Source organism: Stenotrophomonas sp. TWI819, from assembly GCF_039673075.1.
GTDB lineage: Bacteria > Pseudomonadota > Gammaproteobacteria > Xanthomonadales > Xanthomonadaceae > Stenotrophomonas > Stenotrophomonas rhizophila_B.
Genome location: NZ_JBDJKY010000003.1, coordinates 307386 through 321212, shown reverse-complemented (window position 1 = coordinate 321212; position 13827 = coordinate 307386). Strand labels below are relative to the sequence as shown.

Sequence of the window (13827 nt, the reverse complement as noted above, 5' to 3'; positions counted from 1 at the left end):
TCTGTTCGTTTGCGGAGTCGTCAGTGAATCGTTGTGTGCTTGCTGTAGCGGTGTTGTCCGTCCTTACCTTCGCCACGGCCGCCGATGCGCGTGCCGAGGCCGCCCCGGCAGGGACTGCCGCGGCCCCCGCCACCCTGGACACGATGATCGTCACCGGCACGCGCGGCAGCAACCGCACGCAGTTCGACACGCTGGCCCCGGTGGACGTGTTCTCGCAGGAAGAGATCCAGGCGATCGAATCCTCCGACCTCAACGACGTGCTGGCCCAGCTGGTGCCTTCCTTCGTGGTCCAGCGCATGCCAATGAACGACGGCTTGGTGTTCGTGCGGCCGGCCACGCTGCGCGGCCTTTCGCCGGATCAGACGCTGGTGCTGGTCAACGGCCGCCGCTTCCATCGTTCGGCACTGTTGGGCGCGCGCGGTGCGCAGGGCCCGGACCTGGCGCAGATTCCGGTGCATGCGATCCAGCGCATCGAAGTGCTGCGCGATGGCGCGTCGGCGCAGTACGGCTCGGACGCCATCGCCGGGGTGATCAACATCATCCTGGATGACCGCGTCGGCGGGGAACTGTCGGTGGGCCTGTCCGAATACAGCGAAGGCGACGGGACCGGTCGCAAGATCGGCGGCCGCCACGGTTTCGCGCTGGGTGACAAGGGCAGCCTGTCGCTGTTCGCGGACTGGGACAAATCCGATGCGACCTCGCGCAGCCGCCAGCGCGCCGATGCGATCGCCTTCCAGAACGCCCATCCGGATCTGGTCGTGCCCGATCCGGTGCAGCGCTGGGGCCAGCCGGACCTGGAAAACCGCCATTTCGGCTTCAACCTCACCCTGGCCTTGAACGACAGCGTCGATCTCTACGGTTTCGGTCTGTACGGTCACAGCGAGGGCGTCAGTGATTTCAACTGGCGCAATCCCGATGGCACTGCCTCGGTCTACAACCGCAGCCGCGTGTTCCCCGGCTGGGATGCGCGCAACCTGTACCCGACCGGTTTCAGCCCGAAATACGGCAACGAACAGGACGACCTGCAGGGCGTACTCGGTCTGCGCGGCTACTGGGGCGAACGCTGGCGCTGGGATGTGAGCGGCTCCTACGGGCGCAACCGCATCGACTACACGCTGGGCAATTCGATCAACGCCTCGCTCGGTCCGGACAGCCCTACCTCGTTCTACCTCGGCCGCCTTTCGCAGGAGGAGAAGAACCTCAACGCGGATATCGTCTACTCGCTGCCGGTCAGCGCGCTGGCCGCACCGATCAACATCGCCTTCGGTGCGGAAACGCGTGAGGAAACCTACGGGGTGGATGCCGGCGATCCGGCCTCCTATGCGATCGGCCCCGGAGCGGTGACCGGCCTGGCCGGGGGCGCCAACGGTGCGCCGGGCTTCAGCGCGGCCAATGCCGGTCGCTGGAGCCAGCGCAGCCGCGCGGCGTACATCGATGTCGAAGCCCCGTTGACCGCCCGCTGGACCGTCGGCGCGGCGACCCGTTACGAGCACTTCTCGGCCTTCGGCGAGAGCGTGGACGGCAAGCTCTCCAGCCGCTTCGAGTTCACTCCGGCCCTGGCCGTGCGCGGTTCGCTTTCCACCGGCTTCCGTGCGCCCACGCCGGGTCAGCTGTACACGCAGAGCACCCAGCAGGGCCTGGATACCGTGACCTTGCAGGTGTTCACCACTGGCCGCCTCGCGCCCAGCGATCCGCTGGCGATCCAGCTCGGCGCCCAACCGCTCAAGCCGGAGCAATCGCGCACCGCCTCGCTCGGCCTGACCTGGAAGAACGACCTGGGCTTCTCCGGCTCGGTGGACCTGTACGACATCAAGGTCACCGACCGTTTCAGCCAGTCCGCCGCGTTCGCGGTGCCGGCCGGCGTGCCCAATCCACTGGCATATACCTCGGTGAGCTTCTACACCAACGATTTCGACACCACCACGCGCGGTGTGGATGTGGTGGCCAGCCACACCACCGCACTCGGCGCGGGCCGGCTGAGCACCACGCTGGGCTACAACTACAACCAGACCCAGGTGGACAGCGGTGCCACCGGCGTGGCCACCAATGACAGCCAGCGCCGCATCTTCGAAGAGCGCCTGCCGCGGCAGAAGGCCACGCTGAGCAGCACGTATGCGTGGGGTCGCTTCAGCGTACTTGGCAAGCTGCGATACTACGGGGCATGGACAGACTCTTCGGGCAATGCCACCGGCGATATCTTCCAGCGCTTCGGGGCGATGAGCTTCGTCGATCTGGCGGTGAGCTGGAACGTCACCGAGCAGCAGACGCTGCGGATCGGCGCGGACAACCTGTTCAACCGCTATCCGGACGAGGCCAGCTTCCAGGCCAGCCGTGGCCTGATCTACTCGCGGAACGCGCCGTATGACACCGACGGGCGCAACCTCTACGCCGAATACCGGATCCGCTACTGATGGACCGGCAACGACGCTCTCTTCTGCGTGGCGCACTGGCGCTGCCAGTCGCCGCGGCACTGTCCGGTGCGACCGCCATGGGCGCTGAGCCGATGGCCCTGCCGGCAGTGGGCACGCGCACGCCGGCCGAGCTTGCGGCCGACGAAACCTGGTGGGCCCAGGTGCGCGCGCTGTACGACCTCACCGACGAGGTCGTGATGCTGGACAACGGCTACTGGGGCGCGATGGCGCGCCCGGTGCTGCAGGCCTACCAGCAGGCCACCGCCACGGTGAATGCCGGTAACGCCTGGTTCGGGCGGCTCGCGTTTCCACCGCTGTTTGAACAGGCCCGCGTCCGTCTGGCGCAGGTGCTGGGCGTGGAGACCGACGAGATCGTGCTCACCCGCGGTGCCACCGAGGCGATGCAGGTGTTGATCGGCAGCTACCGCGGGCTGTCGCCGGGCGATGCGGTGATGTACGCCGACACCGACTACGACAGCATGATCAGCGCGATGCAGTGGCTGCAGGCGCGGCGCGGCGTGCAGCCGGTGGCGATCACGCTGCCTGAGCCATTCGACCATGACAGCATCGTGGAGACCTACCGCCGCGCGCTGGCGGCCAACCCGCGCGTACGCCTGCTCCTGCTGACCCACGTCAACCACCGCAACGGCATGCTGCTGCCGGTGGCCGAGATCGCCGCGCTGGCCAGGGCGGCCGGCGTGGAGGTGGTACTCGACGCCGCGCACGGCATTGGCCAGGTGGACACGCCGCTGCGCGCGTTGGGCGTGGATTTCATCGGGATCAACCTGCACAAGTGGATCGGCGCGCCGGTCGGTGTCGGGGCGGTATATGTCCGCCGCGGGCGGGTGCGTGACCTGGATCCGTACATGGGGGAGCAGGACCACGACGACATCCGCACCCGCGTGCACACCGGCACGGTCAATTTCGCCGCTTACATGGCGCTGCCGGCCGCACTGGAGCTGCACGAGCGTATCGGCGTGGCCAACAAGCGGGCGCGCCTGCTGCGCCTGCGCAATCAATGGATGGACGCGTTGCGCGGCGACGCGCGCATCCAGCTGCTCGGCTCGGACGACCCGCGCCTGTCCAGTGCGATCACCTCGTTCCGGCTGCGTGGGCAGACCACGATGCGCGACAACACCGCCACCTCGCAGCGGATGGTGAAGCAGTCCGGCGTGTTCGTGGTGCCGCGCGAAGGGCTGGCCTCGGGCGCCTGCCTGCGGGTGACGCCGGGCATCTTCAGCACGCCGGCGCAGATGGACGCACTGGTGGCGGCGGTACGCGCGGTCGCCGGCTGACGTACCCAACGACGCTGGCGGTGTTTCCGCCAGCGTCGCCAGTCGATGCCAGCGGTTATCGCGCTACCAGTGGAACCACACCGTCAGCGCGTGCAGGATCACGCCGATCAGGCCACCGACCAGCGTGCCGTTGAAGCGGATGAACTGCAGGTCGCGGCCAACGCTCAGTTCCAGCTGCTCGACCAGATGGCGTTCGTCCCAGCTTTTGACGGTCTGTGCGATGTGCTCGGTCACGCCGCTGCGCAGCCGCGTGGTCAGGCGCTCGGCACCGTCCATCAGGTGCTGGTTGAGCGCTTCGCGCAGCGACGGGTCGGCCTGCAGCGCCTCACCCACCGAGGCCAGGCTGCGGCGCAGATGGCCGGCCAGTACGGAGTCCTCGCTGGCCAGGTCGGCTCGCAGGCTGGCATGGATGCGCGCCCACAGGCCCTGCACGTACTCCTGCACGGCCGGGTGGTCGATCACCTGCTGCTTGAGCTGTTCCACCTTCTCGGCCAGGGCCGGGTCTTCGCGCAGCCGCTGGATGTAATCGCTCAGCCAGGTTTCGTAATCGCGCCGCAGCGGATGCTCGGGCTGGGCCAGGATCTGCTGCAGTTCTTCCAGCACCGCATGCGCCAGGCGCTCGGCGAGGGTGTCGCCGATCTCATCGATCGGTTTGACCCAGTTGACCGTGCTGGCCAGCTTGGGCCACTCGCGCTGGATGTAGCCCACGATCAACGTGGACGCGCGATCTTTGACCTTCTCGTTGCCCAGCCATTCGCTGATCCGGGTCAGGCCTTCGTCCAGCACGCGCTGGTGGCGGTTGTCGGCGGTGAGCAGGCCGAGCAGTTCCCCCGCGGTGGCCGCCGCATTCCACTGCCGCAGCTGCTGGATCACAAAGCCCTGGATGCTGCGCCGGACGGCGGCCTCATCCAGGAAGTCCAGCGCCTGCAGTGCCCAGCCGCGCGCCATGTCGGCCAGCATACGGGCCCGGGCGGGTTCAGCCAGCCAACTGCCCAGGCGGCTGGCCGGATCGAACACCTGCAGCCGGGCCAGCAGCGCCTTCGGTTCCAGGAACTGGTCGCGCACGAACAGCGCCAGGCTGTCGGCAATGCGGTCCTTGCTGCGCGGGATGATCGCGGTATGCGGGATGGGCAGGCCGAGCGGCCGACGGAACAGGGCCACCACCGCGAACCAGTCGGCCAGCGCGCCGACTGCGGCAGCCTCGCAGAAGGCCGAGACCCAGGCCCAGATGCCGCGTTCGCCGTGCCAGTGGCTGACCGCGAAGCCGGCCAGCATCGCCACCAGCATGGCCAGGGCGATCAGTTTGAGCCGACGCAGCTGGGCGCGGCGCGGGTCGGGAGGGGAGGTGGGCGTCATTGCGGCAGTTTAACGACCCCGGCATGAGCAACAGGTAGTGCCGGCCAGCGGCCGGCACTACACCGGATCAGGCGTCGGCCATCCCGCTGTCCGCCACCTGCTTGCGCAGCGCGGCCAGCTGCTGGCGCAGGGTGTCGTTTTCCAGGGTCAGCGCGATGATGCGCTGGCGCAGCTCGGCCGGGCCTTCGCCCAGTGCGTTGAGCGCATCGGCGATCTCGGCGGCGCGGCTGGGGTCGACCTCGGCGTCGCCATCGGCACTGTGCAGTACCTCCTGGGCGGGCTTGCGCGGCTTGCGCTTGGATTCGCGCACGCGCTTGGCGGCCTGCTTGAGCTCGTCCTTGCCGGCGGCGGCCGCGGCGCGCTGTTCCTCTTCCGGCAGATCGGCCACGGCGGCCGCGGCACTGATCGAGATCACCCCGGTCTTGACCGCCTCCACCAGCTCCGGTGCGGCCTGCTTGTGGATGCGCTCGATCATCGTCACCTGGCTGCTGCTCAGGCGGGCTTCGCGGGCCATGTCGGCGCGGCTGACCTTCGGCGCGGCCGCCCACGGCGGGCTGTCCTCGTCACCGGCATCGGCCGGGCCGCTGATCTCGCCGTCGCTTTCTTTCTGCAACTGGGCCTGATCGGCGCGGTGGCGCTCGGCCAGGATGTCGCGCTTGCGCAGCGCCAGCACGCCGCGCTGGAAATCGGAGACGCTGCGGCGGCCCAGGTGCTGTTCGATCATCCACAGGTGGACGTCGTCCATCGACTGGAAGCGGGTGTTCTGGATCGTCTGGAACGGCAGGCCGTGCTTCTGGCAGATGCCGTAGCGGTTGTGGCCGTCCACCAGCACCTCGCCCCACAGCACCAGTGCGTCGCGGCAGCCTTCGGCCAGGATGCTGCGCTCCAGCGCGTCGTGCTCGTCCGGGGTCAGCGGGTCGATGTAGGCCTTGAGTTCTTCTTTGACGACAATGTCCATGCAATCCGGTACGCGAGCGAAACGTGACCGACCATTGTAAGGATCGCGGCGGTCGCCGTCGTCGCCGGCGGATTCAGCCTCAGCCGGTGGCGCGGATCATCTCGCCCAGCACGTCCACGATCCGGTCGATGTGGCTGCGCTCCAGGATCAGCGGGGGCGACAGGGCGATCACATCGCCGGTGCAGCGCACCAGCAACTGGCCATCGCGGAAGCAGCGCTCGAACACCTCGTAGCCGCGGGCACCCGGAGCGTCCTTGCGGGGCATCAGCTCGACCGCGCCGATCAGCCCGAAATTGCGGATGTCGACCACATGCGGCAGCCCGCGCAGGCTGTGCAGGCGTTCCTGCCAGTAGTCACCCAGCTCGAGGGCGCGCTCGAACAGATGCTCCTCGGCGTAGGTATCCAGCGCCGCCAGGGCCGCTGCGCAGGCCAGCGGGTGGCCGGAATAGGTATAGCCGTGGAAGAACTCGATCGCGGCTGGTGGGCCCTGCATGAAGGCGCCGTGGAGCGCGTCGCTGGCCAGCACCGCGCCCATCGGCACCGCGCCGTTGGTCAGCCCCTTGGCCAGGGTCATCAGGTCCGGGGTGACCCCGAAGCGCTGCGCGGCGAAGGCGTTGCCGACCCGGCCGAAACCAGTGATCACCTCATCGAACACCAGCAGGATGCCGTGCTGGTCGCAGATCTCGCGCAGGCGCTGCAGATAGCCCGGTGCAGGCAGGATCACCCCGGCCGAGCCGGCAATCGGTTCGACGAACACCGCCGCGATGGTGGACGCATCGTGCAGCGCGATCAGGCGTTCCAGATCCTCGGCCAGTTCGGCGCCGTGGCGGGGTAGGCCAGGGCTGAAGGCATTGCGCTCCAGATCCAGCGTGTGGCGCAGGAAATCGCTGCCGGCCAACAGGGGTCCGAACGTTTTGCGGTTGTTGGGCAGGCCGCCGATCGACAGGCCGCCGAAGCCGACGCCGTGATAGGCCTTCTCGCGGCCGATGAAGCGGGTGCGCTGGCCCTCGCCGCGCAGGCGGTGGTACGCCAAGGCGATCTTCATCGCGGTGTCGACCGCTTCGGAGCCGGAGTTGGTGAAGAACACGTGGTTCAAGCTCGCCGGTGCCAGCGCGGCGAGGCGTTGGGCCAGCACGAACGGCAATGGCGAGCCCATCTGGAAGGGCGGCGCGAAATCCAGCGTGGCCGCCTGCTGCTGGATCGCCTGCACGATCCGCGGCCGCGCATGGCCGGCGTTGCAGCACCACAGGCCGGCTGCGCCGTCCAGGATCGGACGGTCGTCGACATCGTGGTAATACATGCCCTCGGCGCGCACCAGCAGGCGCGGGGCGGCCTTGAACTGGCGGTTGGCGGTGAACGGCATCCAGTAGGCATCCAGGTCTGCGGGTACCTGGCTGGCCAGGGTCGACAACGACGGTTCGGGACGAGGCATGAGGCACTCCGCAAGGGCGCGATGGTCACGACTTTATCGCACTCGCCTCACGTCATCCCGTGACGGCGACGGGTATAACCGCCTTACCCGACTGAGTGGATGAGGACGATGCCGATGACCACCGCACGCACCCGCGACGACTGGCAGCGCCATGCCGATGCACTGACCTTCCAAGGCCAGGCGTTCATCGATGGGCGCTACGTCGATGCGGCCAGTGGCGCGCGCTACGACTGCATCAGCCCGATCGACGGGCGCGTGTTGGTGCAGGTGGCCGATGCCGATATGGCGGACGTCGACCGTGCGGTCGCGGCGGCGCGGCGCAGCTTCGACGCGGGCGACTGGTCGCGGGCCGCACCCTCGCACCGCAAGCAGGTGCTGCTGCGGCTGGCCGATCTGGTTGAACAGCATGCCGATGAGCTTGCGTTGCTGGAAACCCTGGACATGGGCAAGCCGGTGCGGGACGCACGCCAAGGTGATCTGGCCGGTGTGTTGCGTTGCCTGCGCTGGACCGCCGAGGCGGTGGACAAGGTGTATGGCGAAGTCGCCCCGACCGCGCTCGACACGTTGGGCCTGATCACCCGCGAGCCGGTGGGCGTGGTGGCGGTGATCGTGCCGTGGAACTTCCCGCTGCTGATGGCCTCGTGGAAGATCGCGCCGGCCTTGGCGGCGGGCAATTCGGTGGTGCTCAAACCCTCCGAGCGCTCGCCACTGAGCGCGATTCGTCTGGCTGCGCTGGTGGCGGAGGCGGGGGTGCCTGATGGTGTGTTCAACGTGCTGCCGGGCCACGGCGAGCGCACCGGCGAACCGTTGGCGTTGCATATGGATGTGGATGCGCTGGCGTTCACCGGGTCTACCGCCGTGGGCCGCCGGTTGCTGCAATGCGCCGGGAAATCGAATCTCAAGCGCACCTGGTTGGAGTGCGGCGGCAAGAGCCCGAACCTGGTGTTCGCCGACGCGCCCGATCTGGACAAGGCTGCGCAGGCGGCAGCCACCGCGATCTTCTACAACCAGGGCGAGGTGTGCACGGCTGGCTCGCGTTTATTGGTGCAGCGCTCGATCAAGGACGCTTTCGTGGCCCGGGTGCTGGCGCATGGCCGGCATATGCAGCCGCAGCATCCTTTCGAGCCGGACGCCGCGATGGGCGCACTGGTCGATGAGGCGCATGCAGGCCGCGTGCTGGACTACGTGGCACGCGGCGAGGCCGATGGTGCGCGCCTGCTGCTGGGCGGCAAGCGGCTGGAGGTGGTGCCCGGCGGCAGCTATGTGGAGCCGACGGTGTTCGACGAGGTCGATCCGCAGCACACCATCGCCCGCGAGGAAATCTTCGGGCCGGTGCTGTCGGTGCTCACCTTCGATCACGAAGACGACGCACTGCGCATGGCCAACGATTCCATCTACGGCTTGGCCGCCGGGGTGTGGACGCGCGATCTGGGCCGCGCACATCGGGTGGCACGCGGGCTGCGCGCGGGCAGTGTATGGGTCAATCAATGGGATGGCGGCGACATGACCGCCCCGTTCGGCGGCTACAAGCAGTCCGGTATCGGCCGTGACAAATCCCTGCATGCCTTCGACAAGTACACCGAGCTCAAGGCGACCTGGATCCATCTGGGCGGGTAACGCCGGTCAGCAGTCCTGGTCTTGACGGATCAGTGACTCGCGCAGCAGGTCGCGGTCCATCTCATCCACGGCGTTGCGCAGATAGTCGATCTGCTGCCGGGTCAGGCGACACTGGTCCACCGTATAGCCCGGTGGCCATGCGCCGATCAGCTGGAAGATGCCGTGCACCATCTGCTCCGGGGTCATCCCGGCCTTCATGCGGAAGCGCTTGGGTCTGGGCTGGAATGCCGGGTGCACCTCGCGGTCGCCCAGCACGCGCGGAACCAGCGAGGCGGCATCGATACCGCTGCCCGCCAGCGAGCCCGGCACGCTCAGGTCCAGTGCGGCGCGTGGTGCCTGCGGATCCACCGCCGCAGCAGGCGATGCGATGGTGAGCGTTGCCACGCGTGGCGCAGGCAGGCGCGGCGACGCCGGGGGCTGCGGTGCGGGTAGCGAAAAAGTCACCGAGGGTGGGGGAGCCGGCGCAGGCAGCGGCCGCGGCAGCCAGTACACCGCCAAGCGGGTTTCCTCGGCGGTGCCGTTGGGGGCCGGTGAACGCAGCAGCACGCCCAGCATCAGCCCGTGTACAACGATCACCACGGCGACGGCGGCGGGCTGCGCCCAGCGCGAGGCGGTGGCACTCTTCCGTGAGGCTGACATCCGGGACCGTCCTGGTGGGGTGACCGCGTTGAGACCTTGCGGTGCAGAGGAAGTTCCTGTCGGATGCGCAGGCCGCCGACCGGATCACAGGCTGACAGTCTCGTCTGCAACCATCGCGGCAGCCATGGGGTGGGCATGGCAGAATCCGGCAGCTGCCCTTTTCTGCGTACCCGATGCCCACACCTGCTGTCACCCCTGCCGTGAACTCTCCCCGCCGCATCCTGCTGGCGAGCCTGATCGGCACCACCATCGAATTTTTCGATTTCTACATCTACGCCACCGCGGCGGTGCTGGTGTTCCCGCACCTGTTCTTCCCGGAGAGCAGTGATGGGGCGGCGATGCTGCAGTCACTGGCGACCTTCGCGGTGGCCTTCATCGCGCGGCCGGTCGGTTCAGCGGTGTTCGGTCACTACGGTGACCGCATCGGGCGCAAGGCGACGCTGGTTGCTGCGCTGCTCACGATGGGCATCTCCACCGTGGCGATCGGCCTGCTGCCCACGCATGCCAGCATCGGGCTGGTGGCACCGGCCCTGTTGGCGCTGTGCCGCTTCGGCCAAGGCCTGGGGCTGGGTGGGGAGTGGGGCGGCGCTGTGCTGCTGGCCACCGAGAATGCGCCGCCCGGCAAGCGCGCCTGGTACGGCATGTTCCCGCAGCTGGGCGCACCGCTGGGCTTCCTGCTTTCGGCCGGCATCTTCCTGCTGCTGGGCCGCGCGATGAGTGAGGCCGATTTCCTGCAGTGGGGCTGGCGCGTGCCGTTCCTGGCCAGTTCGCTGCTGGTCGGTATCGGGCTTTGGGTGCGCTTGAACATCCACGAGACCCCGCAGTTCCAGGCCGCACTGGACCGCAACGAGCGGGTCAAGCTGCCGATGTGGACGGTGCTGCGCGAACATCCGCTGACCCTGGTGCTGGGCACCTTGGGGGCCTTCGCCACCTTCGTGCTGTTCTACCTGATGACGGTGTTCACGCTCGGCCATGGCACCACCGTGCTGGGCTATTCGCGCGAGCAGTTCCTGCTGCTGCAGATGGTCGGCATTCTGTTCTTCGCCGCCGGCATTCCCATTTCCGCGCTGTACGGCGACCGCTGGGGCACGCGCCGCACGATGATCGTGGCCAGCGGCCTGATCCTCGCCTTCGGCGTCGTGTTCGCGCCGCTGTTCCAGGCCGGCAGCCCGTGGCTGGTGCTCGGCTTCCTGGCACTGGGGCTGTTCCTGATGGGCCTGACCTACGGCCCGTGCGGCACTTTCCTGGCCGAGATCTACCCGGTGCAGGTGCGCTATACCGGCGCCTCCTTGTCGTTCAACCTGGCCGGCATTCTCGGTGCCGCACCGGCACCCTATGTGGCGACCTGGCTGGCCGAACGCTACGGCCTGGTCGCGGTCGGCTACTACCTGTGCGTGACCGCACTGGTGACCATCGTCGCTTTGCTGGCGATGGGGCGGCGCGGACGCTGATCAGCGGAAGAAGCGCTTGAGCGTGCGGCCCAGCCAGCTGCCCTGCTGATGCTCGCGCGCGAACTGGTTGAGGTGTTGTTTGACCTGCGGCGCGTACGCCTTGTCATCGCCGCGGATATGGTTGAACAGCCAGCGCGACAGCATCGTGCGCAGCTCTTCGGTGATGTCTTCGCCCGCCTGGAAGCGCAGCCGGTACTCGCTTACGCGCTTGCCGAAAATCTCGTGCACGCGCTTGTGCGCCGAGCAGAATGGATAGCCAGCTTCCTCCATCAGCTCTTCTTCGAAGGCGAAATGGGACATGGTGTAGTCCACCAGCTCGTCGATCACTTCGGCCACCGCCAGGCGCTCCAGGCTCTTCTGGGCGACGTGCAGGTGGTTGAGCATCTCCACGATGCGCATGTGCTGGTGATCGATGACATCGATACCGATGTTCAGATCGTCCTGCCAGACCAGAAGTGCCATGGTGCGTTCCCCGCGCTGTTCAACTGGGGGCGACTCTAGGCACTCGATCCGGCAGCCGCGTTGATCTGGATCAAAGCACCGGTTCGGGCTCGCGGGTGAGCGCGCTCGTAGCGACGGTCGCGCAGTGGACCCGGTTGCGGCCCCCGGCCTTGGCCAGGTACAGCTGACGGTCGGCCTCGGAGATCAAGCGGTGCAGCGAGTCGTGCTGCGGGCGAAGGCAGCACAGGCCGATGCTGACGGTCATGCGCAGCGTGGCAGGGCCGACATCCACCGCCAGCGCCGCGATGGTCTGGCGCAGCTGTTCGAAATACGCCACGGCCCGATCGGTGTCCAATCCCGGCACCAGAAGGCAGAACTCCTCGCCGCCGAACCGCGCCACCAGATCCTCATGGCGAGCATGGCCCGCTACCGCCGCGGCCACCGCGCGCAGCGCATCGTCGCCGGCCTCGTGGCCGTGGGTATCGTTGATGTGCTTGAAGTGGTCGATGTCGATCATCGCCACCGCCACCAGCTCGCCGTCCAGCTGCAGCTGCGGCAGCTGGCGCTGGCTCTGCTCCAGGAAGCAGCGCCGGTTGGGCAGGCCGGTCAGGAAATCGCGTGTGGCCAAGTCCTGCAGCGTACCGATCAGCTCGAGCTGGTCCACGTTCTGCGACACGCGGCAGAAGAACTCTTCGCGTGAGAAGGGTTTGCGCAGGAAGTCATTGGCGCCGTTCTTGAGGAAGCGCGGGATCAGCGACGGATCGGAGTTGCCGGAAATCCCGATCACGGCGAGTTTGTCGCGCGACCGCATCGTACGCAGGCGACGGGTGAACTCCACGCCCTCCATGCCGGGCATTTCCTGGTCGACCACCGCGAGCCGGATGGCCGGGTGCGCTTCGATCGCCTTGAGTCCCTCGGCGCCGTCGGCGGCCTCGTAGACATCATGGCCGTACATGCGCAGCAGCGAGGCTGCGTACATCCGCGCCGACATCGAATCATCCACGACCAGCGCGGCGATGCGCCGGTTGCGCTCCAGTCGCTGCACCAGCCACACCAGATAGTCGATGCTGCCAGGGGTGTTCTTGAGCACGTAATCGATGATCTGCTGCTGCAGCACGCGCTTGCGCAGGTCCTCGTCGTATACGCCGCTGACCACCACGGTGCGCAGGCCGCGCGAGAGGAAGTAGTCCACCACGGTATCGCGGTCGCCATCGGCCAGTACCAGCCCGGTCAGGACCAGGAACCAGCCCTGTTCCTCATCCAGCAGGCGACCCGCCTCGGCCAGGCTGGTCGCCACCGAGACCGGCAGCTCCAGCCGTTGCTCGATCGCCTCGCGCAGCATACTGGTGAAGGTCCGCGAGTTTTCGACCAGCAGGATCCGCTGGGGCAGGGCATCACCGGGGTCGCTGAGAACAGCGCCCTGCAACAGTGCCGGCATGAGGCGTACGCTCGGTTCCGAGGAGGTCGGGACAGATAGCGGCGGTTTCACACGCAACTTTAGGGGGGCGGGTGCAGCGAAGTGTCGCATCCTGCGCCGGTCGGTAAGACCGCCATCCTGTTCTGGCTCGCTCGCATGGGACGAACGGCTGTCATTGTTCGTTGCGTGACGGCTTACGGTTACTATCGCTGGAGTTCCCCTCATTGAACTTAATCAGGAGGTTAATGTGCGCATTTCAGGTATTCGTGGTCTCGTCGGTATCGTGATTCTCGCGTCGATGCCCATGGTCGGGCTGGCGCAGTCGGACAATCATGGTTCGCCATTGGCAAAGCGCGGGCTGGGGCAGGCCCAGCCACTCGCTGCCAATGTGAGCCAGGATGCAAACTGGCTGGTATATGGATTCGAGCGGGAGGGGATCACCTATTTTCAGGTGAACGATCTTGCCGGACGTGTACACGTGATCATCGGAAATGCGGATGACGTGTTCTGGGTGCTGCCAGCGGGCGATGTTGCGGCCAAGGTTTCATTGCCGGCGCAGCGTATCCAGCTCCCCCGCAACGCACGACGATCCGAGGTGTATCGAGGCGCGCGATTCTCGCTGGTGCGCTACGGCAACGGTAGCGATGCCGTGTGGTCAGTCGAGCCGGTCGGTGGCGGTCGCTAGTGACCGGAAGCACATCCTCTGCATGAAATGACATTGGGGACCTGCAGGTGGCCCTTACCACCTGCAGGTCCATGCTGTCATTGCGGTCCAATGGCGAGCGGTGGTAATAAGCCGTCCGGCAACCT

Annotated in this window: 11 protein-coding genes; 5 read left to right on the top strand and 6 right to left on the bottom strand. The window is 67.3% G+C overall.

Annotated features, from left to right (window positions below):
* The first annotated feature begins 50 nt into the window (after nucleotides 1–50).
* Nucleotides 51–2411, top strand: coding sequence for a TonB-dependent receptor (locus tag ABE463_RS06285; RefSeq protein ID WP_346467606.1), 2361 nt, complete (start codon nucleotides 51–53; stop codon nucleotides 2409–2411).
* Complete coding sequence (locus ABE463_RS06280) at nucleotides 2411–3706, top strand: aminotransferase class V-fold PLP-dependent enzyme (protein ID WP_346467565.1); 1296 nt, start codon at nucleotides 2411–2413, stop codon at nucleotides 3704–3706. The genes ABE463_RS06285 and ABE463_RS06280 overlap by 1 nt, the downstream gene beginning before the upstream one ends.
* Before the next feature lie 63 nt (nucleotides 3707–3769).
* On the opposite strand, the gene ABE463_RS06275 is transcribed toward ABE463_RS06280, so the two are convergent.
* The 3 genes from ABE463_RS06275 to ABE463_RS06265 form a co-directional block, all read right to left on the bottom strand.
* Nucleotides 3770–5062 carry a DUF445 family protein gene (locus tag ABE463_RS06275; protein ID WP_346467564.1) on the bottom strand — a complete coding sequence of 431 codons (1293 nt, stop codon included), beginning with the start codon at nucleotides 5060–5062 and terminating at the stop codon, nucleotides 3770–3772.
* Between the two features lie 67 nt (nucleotides 5063–5129).
* On the bottom strand, nucleotides 5130–6020 hold the full coding sequence (locus ABE463_RS06270) for a plasmid replication/partition related protein (protein WP_346467563.1): 891 nt from the start codon (nucleotides 6018–6020) through the stop codon (nucleotides 5130–5132).
* A 79-nt stretch (nucleotides 6021–6099) separates the two neighbouring features.
* Nucleotides 6100–7452, bottom strand: a complete 1353-nt coding sequence (locus ABE463_RS06265; protein WP_346467562.1) for an aspartate aminotransferase family protein — start codon at nucleotides 7450–7452, stop codon at nucleotides 6100–6102.
* 114 nt (nucleotides 7453–7566) lie between these two features.
* Between ABE463_RS06265 and ABE463_RS06260 the strand changes: the two genes are divergently transcribed.
* Nucleotides 7567–9069, top strand: coding sequence for an aldehyde dehydrogenase (locus ABE463_RS06260; protein ID WP_346467561.1), 1503 nt, complete (start codon nucleotides 7567–7569; stop codon nucleotides 9067–9069).
* 6 nt (nucleotides 9070–9075) lie between these two features.
* On the opposite strand, the gene ABE463_RS06255 is transcribed toward ABE463_RS06260, so the two are convergent.
* Nucleotides 9076–9708, bottom strand: a complete 633-nt coding sequence (locus ABE463_RS06255; protein ID WP_346467560.1) for a hypothetical protein — start codon at nucleotides 9706–9708, stop codon at nucleotides 9076–9078.
* A 173-nt stretch (nucleotides 9709–9881) separates the two neighbouring features.
* Here ABE463_RS06255 and ABE463_RS06250 point away from each other — a divergent pair, with 173 nt between their 5' ends.
* A complete protein-coding gene (locus ABE463_RS06250) occupies nucleotides 9882–11159 on the top strand; it encodes an MFS transporter (RefSeq protein ID WP_346467559.1) in 1278 nt (425 codons plus the stop codon).
* On the opposite strand, the gene ABE463_RS06245 is transcribed toward ABE463_RS06250, so the two are convergent.
* Both ABE463_RS06245 and ABE463_RS06240 read right to left on the bottom strand, forming a co-directional pair.
* Nucleotides 11160–11621, bottom strand: a complete 462-nt coding sequence (locus tag ABE463_RS06245) for a bacteriohemerythrin (RefSeq protein WP_259260204.1) — start codon at nucleotides 11619–11621, stop codon at nucleotides 11160–11162.
* 70 nt (nucleotides 11622–11691) lie between these two features.
* Nucleotides 11692–13038, bottom strand: coding sequence for a diguanylate cyclase (locus ABE463_RS06240; RefSeq protein WP_346467558.1), 1347 nt, complete (start codon nucleotides 13036–13038; stop codon nucleotides 11692–11694).
* Between the two features lie 226 nt (nucleotides 13039–13264).
* On the opposite strand from ABE463_RS06240, the gene ABE463_RS06235 reads away from it, so the two are divergent.
* Nucleotides 13265–13702 (top strand): hypothetical protein, encoded by a 438-nt coding sequence (locus tag ABE463_RS06235; protein ID WP_346467557.1) that lies wholly within the window; start codon nucleotides 13265–13267, stop codon nucleotides 13700–13702.
* The last annotated feature ends 125 nt before the right edge of the window (nucleotides 13703–13827 follow it).

Bases quoted from the DNA above. Each gene is read 5' to 3' on its own strand.
- ABE463_RS06280 (WP_346467565.1), top strand. From the start codon at position 2,411: ATGGACCGGCAACGACGCTCTCTTCTGCGTGGCGCACTGGCGCTGCCA.
- ABE463_RS06275 (WP_346467564.1), bottom strand. From the start codon at position 5,062: ATGACGCCCACCTCCCCTCCCGACCCGCGCCGCGCCCAGCTGCGTCGG.
- ABE463_RS06270 (WP_346467563.1), bottom strand. From the start codon at position 6,020: ATGGACATTGTCGTCAAAGAAGAACTCAAGGCCTACATCGACCCGCTG.
- ABE463_RS06265 (WP_346467562.1), bottom strand. From the start codon at position 7,452: ATGCCTCGTCCCGAACCGTCGTTGTCGACCCTGGCCAGCCAGGTACCC.
- ABE463_RS06260 (WP_346467561.1), top strand. From the start codon at position 7,567: ATGACCACCGCACGCACCCGCGACGACTGGCAGCGCCATGCCGATGCA.
- ABE463_RS06255 (WP_346467560.1), bottom strand. From the start codon at position 9,708: ATGTCAGCCTCACGGAAGAGTGCCACCGCCTCGCGCTGGGCGCAGCCC.
- ABE463_RS06250 (WP_346467559.1), top strand. From the start codon at position 9,882: ATGCCCACACCTGCTGTCACCCCTGCCGTGAACTCTCCCCGCCGCATC.
- ABE463_RS06245 (WP_259260204.1), bottom strand. From the start codon at position 11,621: ATGGCACTTCTGGTCTGGCAGGACGATCTGAACATCGGTATCGATGTC.
- ABE463_RS06240 (WP_346467558.1), bottom strand. From the start codon at position 13,038: ATGCCGGCACTGTTGCAGGGCGCTGTTCTCAGCGACCCCGGTGATGCC.